Origin of the sequence: Priestia filamentosa (assembly GCF_900177535.1) — a bacterium.
Classification (GTDB): Bacteria; Bacillota; Bacilli; order Bacillales; family Bacillaceae_H; genus Bacillus_I; species Bacillus_I filamentosa.
The window spans coordinates 1,128,782-1,148,286 of record NZ_FXAJ01000001.1 but is presented as its reverse complement, the minus strand read 5'-3'; the positions used below and the strand labels follow the sequence as shown (position 1 = coordinate 1,148,286).

The window sequence follows — 19,505 nt, the reverse complement described above, 5'->3', positions numbered from 1 at the left end:
TATCTCTCTTTGTTTATAGTAGCAAATGTAAAGAGAATTGAACAAAAAAAAGAATGCTTAGAAGCATTCTTTTTAAGATAGGGAAGAATGACGGGAAAGCTGTTTGATCGTTTCATTTGTTTCACGAATAATATCTCGCACAACGCTATGTGCAGACTTCAAACGACAGTAGCGGCTCCCTTGTCCGCCCCACATTCCCATATACCTTTCATCGTTGACTAAAGTGGCCTTTTGACGAATTGGTGCTGTTAAATAATGCTGTAAAGGATATGGTGCAATAGAAGAGAGGTCTTCTGAAAGTTCCTTCATAAGCTTATTTGTTAAGCCACGCGCCAACTTTCCAGAAAAAGCGGTCGTTAATTCTGTACTTCTTTCTGTTGAAGAGAAGAGAGCCTCCTTATGTTTTGGATGAGCTTCACTTTCAAAGGTGCTTAAAAAAGCCGTTCCAAGCTGTACGCCACTTGCCCCAAGACTAAATGCTGCTACAACGCCTCTTCCATCCATAATCCCCCCTGCTGCAATAACAGGAATTTGAAGATGATCAACGATTTGGGGAATTAAAGCTAGTGAACCAACAAGAGGATCGCTTTCAAAAAAGCCGCCTCTATGACCTCCCGCTTCCAAACCTTGAGCAACAACTGCATCAATACCAATTTCCTCAAGAAAACAAGCTTCTTTTACACTTGTTGCTGTTCCAATCGTTTTAATTCCTTTAGAGCGAATATATTTTAAAGTAGATTCATCTGGCACCCCAAAAGCAAAGCTAAAAATCTCTACTTGTTCTTCGATCAATACGTTAAGCTGATCCCGCCACGTATAGGAAGGAAGAACAACTTCATCCATACTAATCTTAAACTGTTTATAATAAGGCGCTAAACGTTTCTTTCCTTCTTCAAACATTTCTTTATTATATTCTTCATCTTGAATAAGTAAATTAACTGCAAAAGGACGCGTTGTTAATTTTCTTATCTCACCGATGTGGTAGCGAATCATTTCTGGAGACATATACCCTGCTCCAAGCGTACCTAGTCCACCGCCGTGACAAACAGAGGAGACAAGTTTGGCATTTGTAACTTTACCGGCCATTCCTGCTTGAATAATTGGAAATTCGATTCGAAATATTTCTGTAAGAGCCGTGTTAATCATTTTCCCCTCTCCTTTTATTAAAAGTTTTAGCAATGTTCTTCTTACTACTTTCGGTCTCTCTATAAAAAAATCCTCTATGTATTAAAAAAACTCAAGAAGCATGACATGCCTCCTGAGTAATTGTAATCATTATGCATCCGCAATTGCTTTTTCCCCATTCACAAAACCATAAATATTTCGGTCTTCTCTTAAGAGGTCTGCTCCTTCTTTAAGAAGGGCCTTAACTTCATTTGGCGTTAACGATGGATTACTTTGAAGGATGAGAGCAATAACACCGGCACAAATAGGCGTTGCCATAGAAGTTCCTGATAAAGAGAAATACCCACTATCAACTCGATTTTCCGGTTCATTACGATCGATTATGGAGTTTGGAGAACGCAATGAAATAATATTAACTCCTGGTGCTAAAATATCTGGCTTTTCTACTCCATAAACCGTTGGTCCGCGACTGGAAAATGGAGCAACTGTAGCGTCTTCTACTGTATTTTCCGTATTTTGATGATCCGAAGCTCCCACTGTAATAATTGTGCTACTAACTCCTGGCGCATTAATTGTAGATAACGCTGGACCGCTATTCCCAGCTGCTGCTACTACAACAATTCCGTTTCGCCAAGCCTCATTCACAAGATGCACAACAGGATCTTCCTCTTCTTCCTTGTAGCGAATAGCTTTGCTTCCAAGTGAGAGAGACATTACATGAATAGGTGTATGCTGATGGTGCTTGTTGTATAAAATACACCATTCAATTCCTCTCATAACACTTTCAAGAGACCCATTTCCCTCACGATCTAATACTTTTACCCCTATAATATTAGCTTTCGGAGCCGGTCCCTTATAACGCCCGTTTGATACTTGCCCATTTCCAGCAATGTCACCTGCACAATGCGTACCATGACCGTTATCATCATACGGTTTTGTACGATTGTTAATCACATCTTTAAAAGCGATAATTCTTCCATCTAAGTCAATGTGCGGATAAACGCCAGTATCTAAGACAGCTACATTAATCCCTTCCCCTGTAAGGACCTTGCCGCTTTTCATAACGTTTTTAGCACGTGAGGCTGGAACTGCTTTGTCTAGTAAAGCTTGAAACGACCGGTTGAAATGAACTTTTTTTACGCATGCACATGTTTCCAACACTTCTTCGAGCGCATATGGTGTTAGCTCTGCTACGCAGTAGTTGCTAACCGTAAAACCTTCTCCCATACGGCATTTTTTATGTTTTTGGAGAACACTTTCAATATCTTTTGCTCCAGCTTCAACTTCTTTATGAAAAGAGAAGATAACATTTAGTTTCTTATTTTTGCGTAAATGACGTTCATAGCTTTTTTGCAAAAAACACGGCATCCATCTAAATGATTTGTAGAAAGAAAATATTTCATCTCGAATAGTTCGATCAAGCTTTGCTGTGTACTTGCGAACCATCTTAGTCATCGGAAAGTGAAACATCTTGCTGCCCCCTCTTTACCTCGCAAGTCTCTATTAATCTATGAGAAAACTATTAAAGTGAGAGGGCCTTTGTCCTTAATTATATAATTTGTATACTTGCCTACTTAAAAATGATAGAAAGTGAAAAACCTTGCACAATTCATGCAAGGTTTTAATGTTATTCAGCTACTTTTACAAGCTGTTTTCCTAAATTAACTCCTGAAAAAAGTCCTAAAAATGCATGGGGCACATTTTCAAATCCTTCTACAATATTCTCCTCGTATTTTACTTTCCCGTCTCTAACCCATTTACCAAGCTCTTTAACAGCTTCCTTAAATCCATCTGCATAGTCGCCTACAATAAATCCTTTCATAAGAGCGCTTTTTGTTAAAAGGAGAGGCTGAAGACGAGGAACATGTTCTGCTTCTTCTTTATTATACTGAGAAATTTGACCACAAATTGGAATACGGGCAAATTTGTTAATGAGCGATAGAACATCATCCGAAATTGAGCCACCTACATTATCAAAATAAACATCAACACCGTTTGGGCATGCTTCTTTCAAGGAAGCTAAGACATTCTCTTCTTTATAGTTAATAACGTAGTCAAAGTTTAGCTCTTCTTTGAGATAGTCTATTTTTTGCTTTGAACCTGCAATTCCGACAACACGTGCTCCTTTCAGCTTCGCGATTTGACCAACGACCATTCCAACAGCGCCTGCCGCTCCTGATACAACAACAGTTTCATTTTCCTTTGGCTCACCAATATGAAGAAGTCCAAAGTATGCTGTTAAACCTGTTAAACCAAGTACACCAAGATAAGCTGTTAACGGAGCGATGCTTTCATCAATTTTTTGAAGACCGTCCCCATTAGTTGTTGTGTAGCGCTGCCATGGAAGTCTTCCTGTTACAACGTCCCCTTCTTGGAACGCATCATTTTTTGATTTTTCTACTCTTGCAATAATACCACCATTTAATGGTTCATCAAGCTTGAAAGGTGGAACATAGCTCTCCTTATCGTTCATCCTTGATCTCATGTAAGGATCAACAGATATATATAGCGTTTTAAGAAGAATTTCTCCTTCACTAGGCTCTTTTATATCTTCGTTTTCGAAACGAAACGTATCTTTAGTTGGTAATCCTTTTGGTCTTTCTGCTAACATAATCTTTTCATTTTTCATAGTCTCTCTCCTCTTCTCTTTTTTTATATCGTACCCTTTCTTTCTTTTTTCTAACAAGGAAAAAGCTCAGTTTTTGTATTAATAAATTAAAAATACTATACTATAAGTATATGAAAAAGGAGGAATGTTTTTGGAACTTGTACAGTGCAAAGTGTCCATCACCAAAAAAGTCGGAGCTGATTTCATTGAAGCGTATCCCAATGAACTTCTTTTTAAAGAAGGATACTTTTATCCTATTTACCCAACAGAAGATGGGCAGTGGATAACGCTTGATGAAGAAGGAGAGCAGCATATTATTGCTGGTGAAAGAAATCCTAAACATGACTTTTGGTTTATGACTCATTTTGAACTCAAATAAATAAGCGACGGCAATTTCACTTGCACGTCGCTTATCTTATAAGTATATAGCCTTCTTCTCCCTAGCACTTCTCTGTGCTGCTTCAATGATTTCAATTGTTCTTAGCGCCTCACTTGCTGGTACTGGCACTTCCTCATTGTGAACAATAGCATCATATATTTTTTTGTAGTATGAAACATAGCTCCCTTTTTTAGTTGGGATAATATGTGTTACATCTTGATTTCCCTCTGTCAGAGTTAATTTACCATATTGCTCAATATCATCTTCCCCATAACTTGGATCATTTATATTCGTTAAGGATTGAAGAAACTCCCATTGATTATCTTGCCCGTATTTAGTAAAGCTTCCTTTGTCTCCGTGTATTTCGAAAGTCGGGCCAGATTTTTTAACAATGGAGCCCGCATGTAAAATAACGCGGAGCTTTTTATAGCCTAAAATCAGATGAAAATAATCATCTACTTGTGCTTTTTTGCGCTGCTGGAGAACGTCTCCATAAACAAAATTAGGCATACCAAATAATATAAGAGCTTGATCAATTAAATGCGAGCCTAAGTCGTACAGCACCCCTCCTCCATGTCTACTGTTATTACGCCACTCTTGCTCTACATAAGGACTAAAACGATTCATTGTTGCTTCATAAAAGTAAACTTCTCCTAATTTCTGTTCGTTTAGCAATGACTGCACAGTTAAAAAGTCATTATCCCATCGCCTGTTTTGGTAAACACTTAAAAGAACGCTGTACTCTTCTGAAAGCTCAATTAAATGACGAGCTTGCTCTTGTGATACAACAAATGGCTTCTCAACAATTGTATGCTTCCTTCCTTGAATCGCTTGTGCTGCCATCTCATAGTGAAGATCATTTGGAGTTGTTATTACAACAACATCAATCTCAGGATCTTCCGTAATGTTTTCAAGTTCTTTGACAACTTCTACTTCTGAAAAGATTTCGCCTACTTTATCAGGTTTTGTGGACATTACTTTTTTTACATTAAATTCCTCTAAATCTTTGAAAATGGGGGCATGAAATGTTGCTCCAGAAAATCCAAAACCAACTAATCCTACGTTAACCTTTCTCACTAAAACCACTCCATTATATTAAATTCCTCTTTTTTTCTGTTCCCCAGTGATAAAATACCCAAACTTTCATATAAAATCCATCATTTTACACATACTATACTTATTACAAATAAGGAGGAAGAAAAATGTCCATTTACAAAAGATATATTCTTGTTCTTTTTTTCATCATGTCCTTTAGCTTACTTGTTGGTTCTCTTGCAACCACGCTTTTAACAGAAGAAGGGGGAATGATTTTTTCTCTCTTTGCTTACTTTTTGCTTTCCCTCACTTTATTATGGCTCCCTCTCAGAGTTGAAAATCGCTTCTTTGAAGCTTATAAACGTTGGATGGAAAAGGGAGGAAAATGGGGAGAAGGAAAAACAAATGAAGATTAAATTAAAAAGGGCAAACGAGTACGTTTGCCCTTTTTACGTTGATCTTCTTTTTTCTCTTTTTTCTTTTTTCCCTCTTATAAAAGAGAACAGAATAGATAGGAAAATGAAAATGCCTCCTGCTAGTAACAAAACATCTCCTAAAAAAGCGAAGTTAAATAGACTCATTCAGAATGCTCCTTTTTTCTTACTCTATTCTCTATAAAGGGGTTGTATGACTATTAGTAAGTTAAGCTTCCAGCTACAATAAGTCCAACGGCAATAGAAGCACCAAATAAACTTACTCCAATTGCTACATTTCCTTCTTCTACTTTCTGAGCAAGATTAGTTTTTGGAGTTAGAATATACTCAATAATCCAGTAGGATATAACTTGCGTTAGAATACCGATAACTCCCCAAATAAATGCATCAAACAAGCTCAAGCTGTGTCCCCAAACTGTATACAATACAATCGCAAGCCCTATACCTTTCCCCCATAGTTTAAGCGCAACAGCAATATTTCCCTGTCTTATTAATTCACGATCTGAAAACTTTGTTGTTAATTCAAAAACAAGTACACCTAAAAGAAGAAGAAGAAGCCCTGTTCCTGTATAGGATAAGAAATTAATAAATCCTTCCGCTGTTAAATACGTTTTCATTTTGCACGTTCCCCCTAGTCTAATTTTGTGCTACAGGCAAAAAATAAGCTCCGTTATCTGTAATCTCTCCACCTGCTCGAATTCCGATTGCGCTCGCTTTTCCGCTCACTAAAAAACACCCGTACATAATGCGCGCCTCTTTTACTCCATGAATTGTTTGAATATTAGATACTGGTAGACTTTCATACTGCTGATAAACACTTAAATACTCATCATACGTGTGATAAGGGTTTTGACTTTTGTTTTCTCCTTTTTCACTGTAAATTTCTACTGTATCTCCCTCACGTCCAAATGCAGGTTTTTGTACAAAAGCTTTCTCTTGTTCTTGAAACGGTGCAGAATCTAAATACGTTGGTAGAAAGTAAGTAGAAATCCAAGTATGCTCTTCTTTCGTAAAAAAAGAATGATTTGTTTCATGAAGCCCCCAAATAAGTGCTTGCACAGCTTTTGACTGAAGTAAAAATGCCGCTGAGGGATTAATAATAGAAAGTTTGTTCTCGTTAACAAGCCTCATCAAAGCTTCTCCAACAGCCTCATCAGAGTCGTCTTTATCTAAAATAAGATGTTCTAGAGGATATGTTTGTCTATACAAAACATCTATTTTTTGGTAAAAAGAGTCATAAATTCCTCTAGTTATCTCTTTTTCATCCTCTATCACAATTTTGAGGTTCTGAAGAGAAACATAGTGAGCTGGAAGGGAGCTAAGATCAAGAAGATATTTTGTTGTATAGAAATCTTCCATATCATCTTCATGTGAAGTAAACACAATATTTGGAGGACCGCTCTTATGTAAGCATCTAAAGCTTTGACTTACGGCCTCTTCAATTGCTTCTTTTAGCTCTCCTTCACATCCTTCATTTGGATTCTGGACCCCAAAATGCTCACAAACTTTTCCATTCACAAAAAAAGTTTCTTTAATAAATGTTGGGGTGTCTGCATTTAGTTCAAGTAGTTTAATTTTGCCCTCTTTCACAATTAGATCTGCCCGAGCAATCACACTTGGTACGTTTAAAGGTGAAGAAGATTTCAGAAAGAAGAGAGTACTGGCTGGGAAACCAAGCTGAAGCAGTACATCATCTTCTAAATTTTGAAGAAGGGGAACTGTTTTAAAAAACAAATGTCCAATTCGCTCTGTTGCTATCCGAATTTCATCGATTGTTTCTTTTTTCTCTTCCTTCACATCATAAAGAGCATACTCTTCGTTATATAGGTCAGGCCAAAACTCAGGAATATGGCTAAAAAATTCCTTCCTTTTACGTGAGATATCTTCCATACTTAGCCACCAAAGCTGCCTTTCGTGCCGCTACCAATGCCAGATTTAAATTTTGAACTGTTCTTATACGACTTATAGCTGCTGCTTTGCTGCAAAGCTGATTTATTCGAAAACCACCTTCCACCATAATAAAAATAGCCGCTTCTGTGTGAAGAAGAATCGTCACAATAGTATGTTTGTGTTTCTTCGTCCCAATCCCAGTCTTTACACTCATCTGTATCAGGTTCCTTTGGTCGTGAATCAGAAGAAGAACAAGCTGTCATTGAAAATGTAAAAAGTGAAGCAACTACACCTGTCATCATCTTTTTAGTTTTTTTCATGATAAACTCCCTTTTGACTTAGATTATCTGTCACTTTTGTAACATATAAAGAATATGTACGCCGGTCTTCGTCAATTTCAGCTGAGTCACGCTCCCACTCTACATCTTCAATATATGTATAAACACTTCCGATTACGCAAAAAACATCCAAATGATTCTGAAAATATTCAACCTTTAAAATGGGATGATCTTGAGCTGGAGCATATTCTCTTATTTCAAGTTTAAGAGAGTAACTGGATGCTTGATCAACATTTAGTATCTCGCCTTTTTCATATTCTTCAACATAAATGATAAAAAGGCTTCCTTCTAAAGCTGAAGATGTTTGTTTATACGTTATCCCCTGTTTTACAAAAAATTCACACTCTCGTCTTGCAATAATTTGCTCAATTTCAATATTCTCATAGAAATAAAGAGCTTCAATTTCCTTCCCTTTTAAAAGTCGATACTCTAATACTGGATTTCCATGATACATGCTTCATTCCCCCTTGCCTTTCACTTTAATTATGACAATGTATTAAATGTGAGAAGCATACCGAATAAAATGACTAAAACAATGATCCAGCTGAAAAATACCGTGAGAAAACTTTTTCCAAAAGATAAACGATGTGCTTCACTAACTGACCCTACTGTTAAAATAAAAGACCATAAAAGAGCAATCACTTCAATAATAGAAAAAACAAGCAAAGTAATTGAAGCAAACGTTGATAATGTATTACTTTGAACTTGAAAAAAATGCTCCTGTAAAAAAAGAAGCGGAATAAGGGTCAAAATAGTATTAGTAGCAAGCGGTGTTAGACTATAAGCTGTTGCGATTTGAATATGACTAAAATCACTTCTGCCTCCAAATAAGGAACCAAAAAACATATATAAAATACTAAATAAAAACCATCCCAAAATCCCCATTACAAATCCACCGATAATAACGGAAAGTAAAATAGTTAAAAGACTTGTATCATCTCCCACGTTTTGCAATCGACTAATAATGGTGATTCCGCTTATTCCACCTAACCATAAAATGAGGAAGGCCCAGAGAAACCGAGCATCATAAAAAAGTGATGTTAACGTTTGCTTTGGACTTTTTAACATTCCTAAAAAAGGATGTTGATCTCTTGTTGACATTCTTAACATTATTGTACCTCCATATTTTTGCTTTTTTCCCTCATAAAGTATAACAAAATTTTTAAAAGAATATCGCAATCCTTTAAAAATGCTTCAGAATTCCTTCAAAAAGAGGCACGTTTTCTTCTTTACTAGTTCTTTTTACACGTCTATTTTCTACATTTTTCTGACTTTCTCTTCTTTTGATATAATGAGTGGGTGAGGTGAATAAAAGATGGATTTTTTAATTGATACACTAATGTGGAGCGGTATTGTTTTTGTTGTGCTTTTTTTAGCCTTACTTACAACATTAAATAAGCGAAAATAATTAATGTTTATATAGAGGCATTTCATAGAGTAAGGGAGCTAAGTTTTTTGAATTTTACTACTTTTAAACCGCTGTAGATTGTCCTCTTATGCGCTGTTATACTACATACATGAAAAAAGAGAGGACTTACATTATGAAAAATTTAAACAACAAAGAGCTTCTTCTACTAAGCTTTATGCTTTTTTCTATGTTTTTTGGAGCTGGTAATCTCATCTTTCCTGCTTTTTTAGGAAGAGCTTCTGGTGAAGAGATGGTAATTGCATTAATTGGTTTTATTATTACAGCCGTAGGACTTCCTATTTTAGGAGTAATGACAATTGCTAATACAGGAAGCATTCAAACGTTAGGGTCTCGTGTCCACAAAAGCTTTGCTTTCTTCTTCCCACTTGTTATTTACGTTTCAATTGGTCCAGGCCTTGCTATTCCTCGTGCAGGGACTATTGCATATGAAATGGGAATGAAGCCTTTTCTTCCTTCTTCATCCCTTCTTCTCGGAATCTATACAATAATCTTTTTTGCACTTGTTCTATGGCTGAGCCTTTCACCATCAAAGCTTGTTGACCGCTTTGGAAAACTGTTGACCCCTATTTTATTAAGTCTTATTTTAATGATTTTTGTAAAAAGTCTTATTACGCCGCTTGGCAATTTTCAACAAGCAGAAGAAGTTTATCAAAGAAATACGTTTTTCAAAGGATTTTTAGACGGCTACCAAACAATGGACGCTTTAGCTGCGCTTGTGTTTGGAATTTTTGTAGCAAACGCGATTTTAGCAAAGGGAGTCCAAGAACCAAAGAAAGTTTCAAAATATATGATGATAGCTGGACTTGGGGCAGGGACACTTCTTGCTTCTATTTACGCTATACTAGCCTACTTAGGTGCTTCAAGTTCTTCAATTGGAACAGCTAATAACGGAACTGACGTCTTAACAATCGTAATGTCTACCCTTTTTGGAGAATTTGGCACGCTTCTTTTAGGTGTTTTATTTACTTTAGCTTGTTTGTGCGTTTCTATCGGACTTATTATTTCATGCAGTCAATATTTTTCTACCCTTTTTACCTTTTTATCATACAAAGGGTGGGCAACTTTACTCACTATCGTCAGTTTAGCTATTGCAAACTTAGGGTTGAATCAAATATTGGCTTTTTCTTCGCCTTTGCTTGGTTTTATTTACCCAATGGCTGTTGTTTTAATTGTACTTGGTCTTTTTGATCGTACGCTTCGCTATCGAACATCTGTATATCGATATGCAGTTATTTTCTCTGGTCTCTTTAGCTTTTTTGAAACAATCAACACTGTATTTTTAAACAAGAAACTTGATGCAGTACTCTCTTTGTTCCCACTCTATGAAGCTGGAGTTGGATGGGTCGTTCCCGCTCTTTTAGGCATAGCAGTTGGATTTCTTTTCTCTTCTTCTCTTTCATCAGAAGAAGAGAAAAGGCTATCTTCTTAATAAAAAAGGCCTTCATATGAAGGCCTTTTCTACTCTTCAACAGGAAACCATCCTGGCGTATTCATAATTGCATTCCATAAATCATCAGGGATAACGAGCTCTTTCTGACTCTTCTTACTGAGTGTTGTCCGAATAGTTTGTTCTTCACCTTTTTCTACTTTTTGAATCCACTGAGGCTCCATGATCAACTCTCTGCCAAGCGCAACGAGCGGCACTTCTTCTAAAGCTTTGGCAACATCTGCTGGTGTATGTAAAGACCCAACTCCAATAAGCGGCACCTTATCACCAATGCGCTCTTTCGCTAGTAAAACCCGAGAAGCTTTATCCTCTTTGTCACGAATTGAACCTCCCCAAAAATCTTGAACCGAAATATGCAGATAGTCTAAATTTTGTTCTTTTAAAAAATCTATAAGCTTAAACGTATCCTCCATTGTAATGCCTGGGCTTTCAATTTCTTCAGGTGAGAAACGGTAACCAATCACAAAAGGACGATTTTCTACAACCGATCTTACCTCTTTAATGACTTCTTTAATAAAGTTCATTCGATTGTAAACATCGCCCCCCCACTTATCCTTTCGGCGATTGGAATGAGGAGAGAAAAATTGCTGAAGTAAATACGTATTAGCTCCGTGAATTTCTACGCCATCAAACCCTGCTTCAAGTGCACGTTTGGCAGATTCCTTAAATCCTTCAATAACACGTTCAATGTCCGCCTCTGTCATTTCTCTTGGCGTCACACTTCCTTCACGTTCAGGAGCAACAGCACTTGCACTAATAGGAATTCCATCTTCTAGTAGCTCCGGTGGGCACATGCGTCCCCCATGAAAAATTTGCAAAATAGCTTTTGTGCCTCGATGTTGAATCGTATTTGCTAACTTTTGTAAGCTTGGTACAAGATTATCTTGGTGGGATCCGATTTCTCCTTTAAAGCCTTTCCCGTCTCTCGTTACGTAAGCGCAAGCTGTAATAATAGCTCCCACCCCTCCAGTTCGCTTACTGTAATAAGCAAGTTCTTCTTCTGTCACTTCTCCTGTTTCATCATCAGAAGCATAGTTCGTCATTGGGGCAAGCATTACTCTATTTTTTAATTCTACACCGCTTTTAAACGTAAACGGCTCTAGGATATGCTCATAATTAGAATTCATCTTTTCATTCCTCCAACCAACAGTTTAAGGTACCATTACTTCTCGTTATCTTTCCCTTTTTACTTTTTTATTAAACCGTTGTGTTGCTTCCATTCTTTACTTAACATACTCATTTCAATACTGTTCCAATATCCGTTTGTTGTTTTGAGCTTCTCGCGTAGAATTCCTTCTTGAACAAAGCCAAGTTTTTCATATGTTTTATAGGCTGATACATTGAAATCATATACTCCAAGACTGATACGATTTAAGTTCAGCTCTTCGAACCCAATCTGTAGCATATGCTTCATCATCAATGTTCCATAACCTTTTCCACGGCTATTTTCTTCAACAACAACCCTTCCAATTCGTCCTGAACGGTTTTGATAATCAATGTGAGCAAGGCTAATGTGTCCTACAACGTCATTCTCTTGAACAAGGACAAAAATATATCGATCACTTCCTACCCCATTTGCTCCCTTTATGTACGCTTTTAATTCTTCTATTTTTAAAGGATAAGAAAAACTAGAGCCTGCCCATGTCATTAGCTCTTCTTCACTAGAAGCCCAGTTGACGATTTTCTTTAAATCTTTTTTTGTAATTTCTCTCATATACACCACTGCGCTCACCTCTCGCCTTTTCTATAAGATACCTTAAAAGAAAAGCCTCGTTCAAACTTTTTTGCACGACAAATTTTTTCATACAAAAAAGCTCTCACATAAAGAGAGCTTTTAAGCTTCTAAAAAGGGTAGAATAACAACTACTTCTGTTCCAATTCCTTCTTCGCTATTCACATCAATTTTCCCACCGTGAAGAGCCACAATATTGTAGGCGATAGCCAAACCAATCCCAGCACCGTTATGCTTCATATCTGCTTGATAAAAAGTTTTTGAGATATGTGGGATATGTTCTTCGGGAATGCCTTGTCCATTATCACAAATTTTCACACTTACCGCTTTTTTAAATCTTTGCAGGGAAACTTTTACCTCTCCCTTTGTTCCCGTATACTTCACTGCATTATCAATAATATTTAAGAACACTTGCTTTAATCGATTTTCGTCTCCCCAAAATACAGCACAATCACCGCTATAAGTTAGTGAGATTTGTTTTTCCTGTGCTTTTATCTTCCAGTGAAACACAATTTCCTCTAAAAGCTCATTAAGGTCAAACGTATGTTTCAAGAGCGTAATTCGATTAGCTTGCAACCGTGAAAAGTCTAACAAATCTTCTACAAGATGAATGAGCCGGTCCGTTTCAGAAGAGATAATTCCCATACCTTGCGCAATTTCTTCCTTAGAAAGATAGTCGGGATCTTTCAACGTTTCAGCCCATCCTTTAATTCCTGTAAGCGGGGTTCTTAACTCATGAGAAATCGAAGATATAAACTCATTCTTCAAACGCTCATTTTCTTGAATTTCATCTGCCATATAATTTAAAGTTAGGGCAAGATGGCCAAGTTCGTCCGGACTTTTTGTCTCGATACGGTTTTGGAATTGACCTTTTGCCATTTTCGAGGAAATAGAAATGATATGCTGAATAGGTTTTAAAAAAGAATTTGATAACCTCCAGCTTAAGATAAAAGCTGCGGATGCAATAATTAAATTAAGAACAAGCGTTATGACTGTAAAACGTAAAATTATTTTATCAATATCTGTTAACGAAGTTTCGTAACAAAGATAGCCAATCACTTGATCTTGATGAAAGAGCGGTTGATAAAAGGTCATGACTTTCTCGCCTAGTGGAGAATAGACAATATCTTTTAAAGTGCCCCCTTCTTTTAAAAAAGTCGGAATGTTAACTTTCTTCTCTACTGCCAATCCAGATGAAGACTGAACAACTTCTCCTCTGCTGTTCAAAAGAAGAAGGTTTGTACCAGGCATCTGAAATGAATGAATAATTTCACTGCTATACTCTTTTAAGTCGAATGTATAGAGAGGATGATACTGATCAAAAAAAGAACGGCTTGTTTGAGCATGCTGACGGATTGTTTCTTCAATGTTTCCATAATAATAATGATAAATAGCAAAAGTAAAGATAGCTTGAAAAAGGATTACAATGAGAAGAATAACCGACATGAAATAGAGAAGAATTCGCCGCCTCATTCTCCCTCGCCTTTCCAGTAATATCCTCTTCCCCAAACTGTTTCAATATAAGTAGGACGTGAAGGATTATCTTCAATTTTTCGTCTCAATCTTCTAATATTAACATCAACCACTTTAGGATCTCCTATGTACTCCTCTCCCCATACGCGATCCAACAGCTCATGACGTGAAAATAATTCCTTTGGGGCGCTCATAAATTCCTGCATCAAACAAAATTCCGTTGGCGTTAAATCAATTTCTTCTCCTCTTTTTTTCAACATCTCATTAACAAGGTAAAGTTCAAACGGCCCTGACTTTACAATGTCTTGATCTCGTTTTTGAATGCGACCAAGTCTTCGCAAAAGAGAGTGAATTCTCGCCGTTAGCTCGCTTGGACTAAACGGTTTTGTAATATAATCGTCTGCTCCAATTGTTAATCCTTCTACTTTATCTTCGTCCTGCGTTCGAGCTGTAAGCATAATAATTCCCACAAGCTCATTTTTTTGACGAATTCGCTCGCATACGGAAAACCCATCAATTCCGGGTAACATCACGTCTAATAAAGCAATATCAAAAGAAGAGCTTTCCATAAGTTCTAGCGCTTGTTCTCCAGTATGAGCTTCCGTAACTTCATAACCCGCTTTTTTTAAATTTAAAACAATAAAACTGCGAATTGCACTCTCGTCTTCTAATACTAAAATTTTCCCCATAGCTTTGTCACCTTACTTAGTCTCTAATATTTTCTGATAAAAGATGAAAGAGAGAACCATACTTTCTTTCTTCTTCTGCTTTCATTGCATAGACATGCTTTAATGTATTTTCAATTTCAATATAGCTCTTGCTTTGGCTTTCCCACTCTTTATTTGTAAAACGATAGAGAGTGAAAAGATTTTTACCGTCTTTAACTCGCTCAATCGTAAGCTTGTGTTCATTTGTAGAACGAGCGATTGTAACAAGGCCGAACCACTCTTTTGGAAATGTAAGCTCGTACCCCTGTTCATAGTTTGGATAATGTTCCGCAACTTCTTTTAACGAGCCATCTTCTTTTAATTCATAGTAATATACAAACCACGGTAGTGATACAAAAGGCTCTTCTTCCCATCCTTTTGGCACAACTGTCTTCCCTATTTCAATGATTCCATTTTCATTAACATCCTCGCTATAAACAATCATAGACTTGATGACATCTTCATTCTTTGCATCAAGCTTCATAATAAGCTTGCCTTCCTCATATCCAAGAACATATGTTGAAGCAGAATGGGCCCCAACTCCAACATCAATGAAAACCCCTTTTTTCCCTTTTGTATAATAACCAGCTTTCATTTGCTCAATGCCATTAATAGATGAATCAAGTTTAAGAGAGGACTGCTCTATAAAATCCCCATTGTCTGCTTTAAAAAGGCGAGCTGTAAACTCTTTCCCCTTCTGGAGGCTAAGCGTTATAATTTCACTGCTCCCATCTCCATCGAGATCTGCTGCAATAGTGCGCGTATAAGAGGTTTGAAAAACATCCTCTATTTTTGAATCAGAAAATCTATAGATGTGCATTTTTTTCTCGCTTATACCCTCATATCCAAATCCAGCAGCTAAAAGCATTGCTTTCTGTCCTTTTACTTGAATAGGAGACAGATCTGTAATCTCCCCATAATTTTGAATTGTTTTGGTTACAACCTTTTTCCACTGCTCCTTCTTTTGATAGAAAACCATCTTGATTTCAAAAGGTTTTTTTTCATTCTTGTAGAAGAAAACTGCTTCATTTTTCTCCCCGTCTCCATCAAAATCTTCGATATAAATAGAGCGTTTCTCCTCGGAATGTTTTGGAGTAAGTAAAAAGGGCCGTGTCCGATATAAAGAATCTTTCTTTATTTGTTCTTTTAATGCTTGCTCGTTTTTTTCCACTTTTGGGCTTTTCATTAACGAGCTTGGTGGTTCCAAATTTAGACCACATCCACCTAATAAAACTGTTAATAGAAGAACTAAAAGCAGCAAAACGCTTTTCATCATATAACTCCTCTAATCTGCAATGTAAATTCTCATATTACTTTCATAAGTTGCCTTTGCTATCATAACAAATTTTAAAATCTAATTCATCTTCCACAAAAAACAAAAGGCTTGTCCTAAAAAGGAAAAGCCTTCACAATAACACCATCTTTTAAAAATGAACAACTGGTAGCGTATCGTCAAGTGGCTTCATTTTATAGCCATGAGCACTTAAGTAGTCTAATAGGTCATTCAAATGTTGAGCCGTTGTTTGTTTGTCATGGAGGAGAATTACTGGTTCCTTAAAAGATTTCGTTTCAATATCCTGAATAACTCCGTTCACATAACGAGCATCTTTATATTTCCAATCTAGACTATCAATATTCCAATCCCACAGTTCAAATCCATTTTGGTGCACAGCTTCTAAATATTCCGGCTTCATATACGGAACGCTTCCATAAGGAGTACGAATAAGGTTTGTGCGCACGCCTGTTAAATGATAAAGATCATTCTGTGCTTCTTTCATCTCCTCAACAACCGTATCTTTAGATTGATAGATTTGATGAGCATCATGACTTACTCCATGTAAAGCAGGCTCATGGCCTCCTTCTACAATTGCTTTCGTTGCTTCAGGGAAACGTTTCATATTAGGTCCAAGCATAAAAAACGTTCCTTTAGCATTATGAGCATCAAGGATTTGTAGAATTTCTTGGGTATGTGTACTAGGCCCATCGTCAAATGTTAGATAAACGACTTTCTCTTCTCGATTCTCTTCGTTCGAGGGAGCTGTTGGCAATGCAGGTGTAGAAGGGGTCGTTTGATTTTGACTCTGCTGAGCTGATTCTTGTTCTTGTTTATTTTCAGATGAAGAAGACACATTATCTTGTTTCTTCTCTTCTTTATTTTCTTTGTCTGTTTTTTCTTCCTCATCAACTGTTGGTTTTGTTTCTTTCTGCTCTTTTGTCTCTTGTGCTTTTTCTTCCTCTATTTCTTTTTCTTTTACTTTTTCTTCTTCTTCCGCCTTCATGTCAGGTATACTTTTATTTTGTTGTTTAGCTGCTTCTTCTATAGATTGATTCGGCTCTACCGAGTTTTCAGCTTGATTCGCTTTCTCTTGTGATGATTGATTCGGCTCTTCTTGCTCTTCGTTCTTATGTATAGAAGCTTGATCTTTCTTTTCTTCCTGCTGGATTGCTTCCGTTTTCATTTTCTCTTCCTGTGAGTCTACGCTTTTCTCCATTGAGCTCTTATCAGTACTGCTTTGAGCCTTCTCCACTGCCGCAACTCCGCCAAGGCTTATGAGTACAACAGCTGCACCAATTGCAATCTTCTTAACGCTATTGCTCCATCCTTTTTTGTTACCTTCTTTTTGTTTCATTATTACAAATAACCCCCAAATATTGTCGAAAATTAGTCTATTACTCTAGTATAAATTGGTTACTTCGACAAATGGTAACAAAAGAGTTACAAGTTTACCACACTGGCATATTATAAAAAAGACTTGCCAATAGACAAGTCTTTTTTATATCATTCCTTAGTACAAATTGTTTATAAACACCAGTATCCTTTTACTCTAACGCCTTTACGACTTAGCTGTCTAACGGTTAAATTTTTCAAGACAGCATCAGATACGATAATAACAACTTCATTCTTCGGAATATCACCGTATTGCCTTTTCAAATACGGCAATGGAATATGCAGTGCATCTTCACACGGCTTTGTTTTAACTTCATGAAAATCGCGAACGTCAATTAAGATAGCACTCTCAACTTCCTGACATGAAGTTACCTTTTTGACGCCCACAACAGGGATGTAGCGCTGATAAACAAGAAAAAAAACTAAACAACCTATAAGACCTATAACACTCATTAGAAGCACAATGCCACCTACTTACCCTTATTTTACAAACTTAATCCTACTACACGAAAAAGCAAAAATCAAAAATAAAAACTGAATTAAACAAAATTATATAAATTTTCTAAAATATACACTAGCTTTTAAAAAACAAGGGGTTATAATGTACCTCAAAAATAAGGAAGGAAAACGTTATTATCTTGATAAGAAAGATGGTACTTTTAAGATAGCGAGAATGTCTAGAAAGTTGACAAACGTAAGTGGCAGAGTATAGATAAAGAAATTATTTATTTTCCCCTTCGAAAAACTTTCCTCAAAGTAGCCTATAATAAAGAAGTATGACAAAAATGGATGAAAGAGTCCCTTTTTTTATAGCGGTAAAAGACAGGAAAATAGGAGTCTAGTTCTACGTTAAAAACCATAAAAAAAGCCTAAACAAAAGTTTAGGCTTTTTTTACTCTTCTTTTGTTGAAGCAACTTCTTCGAGCGTCTTATGCATCTTCAAAAGACCATGTCCTTCTCCGCTCCGGTCATTTCCAAGTGAAACAGTGTGAGAAATAAGACGTTCATAAAGCTCAGGCTCTTTGATATCTTTACCGTAATCTTGTTTCCATTTGTTTGCTAAAAGCGCTGCTGCTCCTGCAACGTGCGGAGTAGCCATTGATGTTCCACTCAATACGGCGAATTTCCCTTTTAGATATGTTGACAAAATTTCTTCTCCTGGAGCTACTAGATCAATTTTGTCATTTGTATTGCTAAATTCAGAAAGCTGACCGCGTAAATTCACAGATCCGACTTGAACCACTTCCTCATATGCCCCTGGATACGCGTACTCATCTGTTTGATCGTTTCCATCGCCTTCATTTCCAGCTGCACAAACAACTAAAATGTTTGCTGCAACAGCTTCTTGAACAGCTTTGTGAAGAGCTGGATCATCTTGTGGTCCACCTAGAGACATTGAAATAATACTTACTTTTTCTCCCTGTTTTCCTCTCCACTCTACTGCATATTTAATAGCCTTTATAATCCAGTCTGTTTGCCCCATCCCTTGTTTATCGAGAACTTTAAGAACAAGCAACCCTGCTTTTGGTGCTACACCTACAACGCCCATATCGTTTTCCATAGCAGCAATCGTCCCTGCAACATGCGTGCCGTGGCCGTTATAGTCTTTTACATTCTCTTTTGTATCATCTTCTGTAAAGTTATAAACATCAACAATTTGGTCTTTTAAGTCAGGATGATCTACTTCGCATCCTGTATCAAGAACAGCAACAATAACTTCATCTCCTCTATATCCTTGCTGCCATACAAGCGGTGCATCAATAAGGCGAACCCCTGGTGGTACCTCATTTGATGATTCACGAACTTCCTGCACTTTAAAAGGAATTAAGCCGACTTTAGCCATCTTTTTCTCCCCTTTTCCAAATGATTTTTTATACTTTACAATGAGATGGGACGCACACTCTTATTTCCTTAACTTCTCTAAAGATGCTCTACAAAAATCGCCTCTTTCGTTTTGGTTTCTTTTTAATATTTTTCATACTTTTCATATTTTTTACGCCGATTGTTATCGTGGTAAAAGTCGTAGCGACTAGTGCGAACAGCTGCAGAAACTGCTCTAACCACGCTAGCACAATATCTCCTCCCTTCTTATAAAAAAGCACCCTCAAACAGCTATATGATTAATGACTGCTCGGGGCGCTTTGTTCTATAAAGAATTGAACATTATGATAGGAATAAAATGTGCGTCTTATTAAAATTTTAACATATACTGATAATTCAAACAAGTGTAATTTTTCAAT

At 36.8% G+C, this 19,505-nt stretch carries 21 protein-coding genes; 3 read left to right on the top strand and 18 right to left on the bottom strand.

All coding sequences use genetic code 11. The features are described 5' to 3' along the window. Nucleotides 1-72: 72 nt before the first annotated feature. From B9N79_RS05915 to B9N79_RS05905, 3 genes are all read right to left on the bottom strand, one after another. Nucleotides 73-1,146: an NAD(P)H-dependent flavin oxidoreductase gene (locus tag B9N79_RS05915; protein WP_040056420.1), complete on the bottom strand. Its 1,074-nt coding sequence runs from the start codon at nucleotides 1,144-1,146 to the stop codon at nucleotides 73-75. Nucleotides 1,147-1,275: 129 nt separating this feature from the next. After that, complete coding sequence (locus B9N79_RS05910) at nucleotides 1,276-2,595, bottom strand: S8 family peptidase (RefSeq protein ID WP_085117956.1); 1,320 nt, start codon at nucleotides 2,593-2,595, stop codon at nucleotides 1,276-1,278. A 157-nt stretch (nucleotides 2,596-2,752) separates the two neighbouring features. After that, nucleotides 2,753-3,754, bottom strand: coding sequence for an NADP-dependent oxidoreductase (locus B9N79_RS05905; RefSeq protein WP_046217672.1), 1,002 nt, complete (start codon nucleotides 3,752-3,754; stop codon nucleotides 2,753-2,755). A gap of 130 nt (nucleotides 3,755-3,884) precedes the next feature. On the opposite strand from B9N79_RS05905, the gene B9N79_RS05900 reads away from it, so the two are divergent. Further along, complete coding sequence (locus B9N79_RS05900) at nucleotides 3,885-4,112, top strand: hypothetical protein (protein WP_019392254.1); 228 nt, start codon at nucleotides 3,885-3,887, stop codon at nucleotides 4,110-4,112. 36 nt (nucleotides 4,113-4,148) lie between these two features. On the opposite strand, the gene B9N79_RS05895 is transcribed toward B9N79_RS05900, so the two are convergent. Beyond that, nucleotides 4,149-5,189 carry an oxidoreductase gene (locus B9N79_RS05895; protein WP_040056423.1) on the bottom strand — a complete coding sequence of 347 codons (1,041 nt, stop codon included), beginning with the start codon at nucleotides 5,187-5,189 and terminating at the stop codon, nucleotides 4,149-4,151. A gap of 125 nt (nucleotides 5,190-5,314) precedes the next feature. Here B9N79_RS05895 and B9N79_RS05890 point away from each other — a divergent pair, with 125 nt between their 5' ends. After that, nucleotides 5,315-5,563 (top strand): hypothetical protein, encoded by a 249-nt coding sequence (locus tag B9N79_RS05890; RefSeq protein ID WP_019392252.1) that lies wholly within the window; start codon nucleotides 5,315-5,317, stop codon nucleotides 5,561-5,563. A 218-nt stretch (nucleotides 5,564-5,781) separates the two neighbouring features. Here the strand turns inward: B9N79_RS05890 and B9N79_RS05880 are convergent, their stop codons facing one another. The 5 genes from B9N79_RS05880 to B9N79_RS05860 are packed head-to-tail and all read right to left on the bottom strand — an operon-like array spanning nucleotide 5,782 to nucleotide 8,919. Further along, nucleotides 5,782-6,198, bottom strand: a complete 417-nt coding sequence (locus B9N79_RS05880) for a DUF350 domain-containing protein (RefSeq protein WP_019392250.1) — start codon at nucleotides 6,196-6,198, stop codon at nucleotides 5,782-5,784. Between the two features lie 19 nt (nucleotides 6,199-6,217). Then, entirely contained in the window at nucleotides 6,218-7,471 is a 1,254-nt protein-coding gene (locus B9N79_RS05875; protein ID WP_046217673.1) for a glutathionylspermidine synthase family protein, read from the bottom strand. Nucleotides 7,472-7,473: 2 nt separating this feature from the next. Then, entirely contained in the window at nucleotides 7,474-7,791 is a 318-nt protein-coding gene (locus B9N79_RS05870) for a hypothetical protein (RefSeq protein ID WP_019392248.1), read from the bottom strand. Continuing rightward, nucleotides 7,778-8,263, bottom strand: coding sequence for a hypothetical protein (locus B9N79_RS05865; RefSeq protein WP_046217674.1), 486 nt, complete (start codon nucleotides 8,261-8,263; stop codon nucleotides 7,778-7,780). Before B9N79_RS05865 ends, B9N79_RS05870 begins: the two co-directional genes overlap by 14 nt. A gap of 29 nt (nucleotides 8,264-8,292) precedes the next feature. After that, nucleotides 8,293-8,919, bottom strand: a complete 627-nt coding sequence (locus B9N79_RS05860) for a Yip1 family protein (RefSeq protein ID WP_046217675.1) — start codon at nucleotides 8,917-8,919, stop codon at nucleotides 8,293-8,295. A 431-nt stretch (nucleotides 8,920-9,350) separates the two neighbouring features. Between B9N79_RS05860 and brnQ the strand changes: the two genes are divergently transcribed. Continuing rightward, nucleotides 9,351-10,667, top strand: a complete 1,317-nt coding sequence (brnQ, locus tag B9N79_RS05855) for a branched-chain amino acid transport system II carrier protein (protein WP_040056425.1) — start codon at nucleotides 9,351-9,353, stop codon at nucleotides 10,665-10,667. Nucleotides 10,668-10,696: 29 nt separating this feature from the next. Here brnQ and B9N79_RS05850 read toward each other — a convergent pair whose 3' ends face one another. The 9 genes from B9N79_RS05850 to B9N79_RS26005 form a co-directional block, all read right to left on the bottom strand. Further along, the gene (locus tag B9N79_RS05850) at nucleotides 10,697-11,812 is read right to left on the bottom strand and encodes an NADH-dependent flavin oxidoreductase (RefSeq protein WP_048896837.1); all 1,116 of its coding nucleotides are present in this window, start codon (nucleotides 11,810-11,812) and stop codon (nucleotides 10,697-10,699) included. 59 nt (nucleotides 11,813-11,871) lie between these two features. Next, nucleotides 11,872-12,399, bottom strand: coding sequence for a GNAT family N-acetyltransferase (locus B9N79_RS05845; RefSeq protein ID WP_231573078.1), 528 nt, complete (start codon nucleotides 12,397-12,399; stop codon nucleotides 11,872-11,874). Between the two features lie 120 nt (nucleotides 12,400-12,519). Next, the gene (locus B9N79_RS05840) at nucleotides 12,520-13,890 is read right to left on the bottom strand and encodes a sensor histidine kinase (protein ID WP_026009541.1); all 1,371 of its coding nucleotides are present in this window, start codon (nucleotides 13,888-13,890) and stop codon (nucleotides 12,520-12,522) included. Continuing rightward, nucleotides 13,887-14,579 (bottom strand): response regulator transcription factor, encoded by a 693-nt coding sequence (locus tag B9N79_RS05835; protein ID WP_019392240.1) that lies wholly within the window; start codon nucleotides 14,577-14,579, stop codon nucleotides 13,887-13,889. Before B9N79_RS05835 ends, B9N79_RS05840 begins: the two co-directional genes overlap by 4 nt. Before the next feature lie 16 nt (nucleotides 14,580-14,595). After that, nucleotides 14,596-15,870, bottom strand: a complete 1,275-nt coding sequence (locus tag B9N79_RS05830; RefSeq protein ID WP_046217676.1) for a hypothetical protein — start codon at nucleotides 15,868-15,870, stop codon at nucleotides 14,596-14,598. 151 nt (nucleotides 15,871-16,021) lie between these two features. Then, nucleotides 16,022-17,227 carry a polysaccharide deacetylase family protein gene (locus B9N79_RS05825; protein ID WP_085117954.1) on the bottom strand — a complete coding sequence of 402 codons (1,206 nt, stop codon included), beginning with the start codon at nucleotides 17,225-17,227 and terminating at the stop codon, nucleotides 16,022-16,024. 170 nt (nucleotides 17,228-17,397) lie between these two features. Then, nucleotides 17,398-17,718 (bottom strand): rhodanese-like domain-containing protein, encoded by a 321-nt coding sequence (locus B9N79_RS05820; protein WP_100217220.1) that lies wholly within the window; start codon nucleotides 17,716-17,718, stop codon nucleotides 17,398-17,400. Between the two features lie 439 nt (nucleotides 17,719-18,157). Beyond that, nucleotides 18,158-19,108 carry a S8 family peptidase gene (locus B9N79_RS05815; RefSeq protein WP_019392235.1) on the bottom strand — a complete coding sequence of 317 codons (951 nt, stop codon included), beginning with the start codon at nucleotides 19,106-19,108 and terminating at the stop codon, nucleotides 18,158-18,160. An 88-nt stretch (nucleotides 19,109-19,196) separates the two neighbouring features. Beyond that, nucleotides 19,197-19,337, bottom strand: a complete 141-nt coding sequence (locus tag B9N79_RS26005; protein WP_167555104.1) for a hypothetical protein — start codon at nucleotides 19,335-19,337, stop codon at nucleotides 19,197-19,199. Nucleotides 19,338-19,505: the final 168 nt, after the last annotated feature.

Coding starts and splice junctions, on each gene's coding strand:
- brnQ (WP_040056425.1), top strand. CDS start 9,351: ATGAAAAATTTAAACAACAAAGAGCTTCTTCTACTAAGCTTTATGCTT.
- B9N79_RS05860 (WP_046217675.1), bottom strand. CDS start 8,919: ATGTTAAGAATGTCAACAAGAGATCAACATCCTTTTTTAGGAATGTTA.
- B9N79_RS05815 (WP_019392235.1), bottom strand. CDS start 19,108: ATGGCTAAAGTCGGCTTAATTCCTTTTAAAGTGCAGGAAGTTCGTGAA.
- B9N79_RS05865 (WP_046217674.1), bottom strand. CDS start 8,263: ATGTATCATGGAAATCCAGTATTAGAGTATCGACTTTTAAAAGGGAAG.
- B9N79_RS05850 (WP_048896837.1), bottom strand. CDS start 11,812: ATGAATTCTAATTATGAGCATATCCTAGAGCCGTTTACGTTTAAAAGC.
- B9N79_RS05830 (WP_046217676.1), bottom strand. CDS start 15,870: ATGAAAAGCGTTTTGCTGCTTTTAGTTCTTCTATTAACAGTTTTATTA.
- B9N79_RS05840 (WP_026009541.1), bottom strand. CDS start 13,890: ATGAGGCGGCGAATTCTTCTCTATTTCATGTCGGTTATTCTTCTCATT.
- B9N79_RS05870 (WP_019392248.1), bottom strand. CDS start 7,791: ATGAAAAAAACTAAAAAGATGATGACAGGTGTAGTTGCTTCACTTTTT.
- B9N79_RS05905 (WP_046217672.1), bottom strand. CDS start 3,754: ATGAAAAATGAAAAGATTATGTTAGCAGAAAGACCAAAAGGATTACCA.
- B9N79_RS05835 (WP_019392240.1), bottom strand. CDS start 14,579: ATGGGGAAAATTTTAGTATTAGAAGACGAGAGTGCAATTCGCAGTTTT.
- B9N79_RS05910 (WP_085117956.1), bottom strand. CDS start 2,595: ATGTTTCACTTTCCGATGACTAAGATGGTTCGCAAGTACACAGCAAAG.
- B9N79_RS05825 (WP_085117954.1), bottom strand. CDS start 17,227: ATGAAACAAAAAGAAGGTAACAAAAAAGGATGGAGCAATAGCGTTAAG.
- B9N79_RS05890 (WP_019392252.1), top strand. CDS start 5,315: ATGTCCATTTACAAAAGATATATTCTTGTTCTTTTTTTCATCATGTCC.
- B9N79_RS05845 (WP_231573078.1), bottom strand. CDS start 12,399: ATGAGAGAAATTACAAAAAAAGATTTAAAGAAAATCGTCAACTGGGCT.
- B9N79_RS05875 (WP_046217673.1), bottom strand. CDS start 7,471: ATGGAAGATATCTCACGTAAAAGGAAGGAATTTTTTAGCCATATTCCT.
- B9N79_RS05915 (WP_040056420.1), bottom strand. CDS start 1,146: ATGATTAACACGGCTCTTACAGAAATATTTCGAATCGAATTTCCAATT.
- B9N79_RS05880 (WP_019392250.1), bottom strand. CDS start 6,198: ATGAAAACGTATTTAACAGCGGAAGGATTTATTAATTTCTTATCCTAT.
- B9N79_RS05820 (WP_100217220.1), bottom strand. CDS start 17,718: ATGAGTGTTATAGGTCTTATAGGTTGTTTAGTTTTTTTTCTTGTTTAT.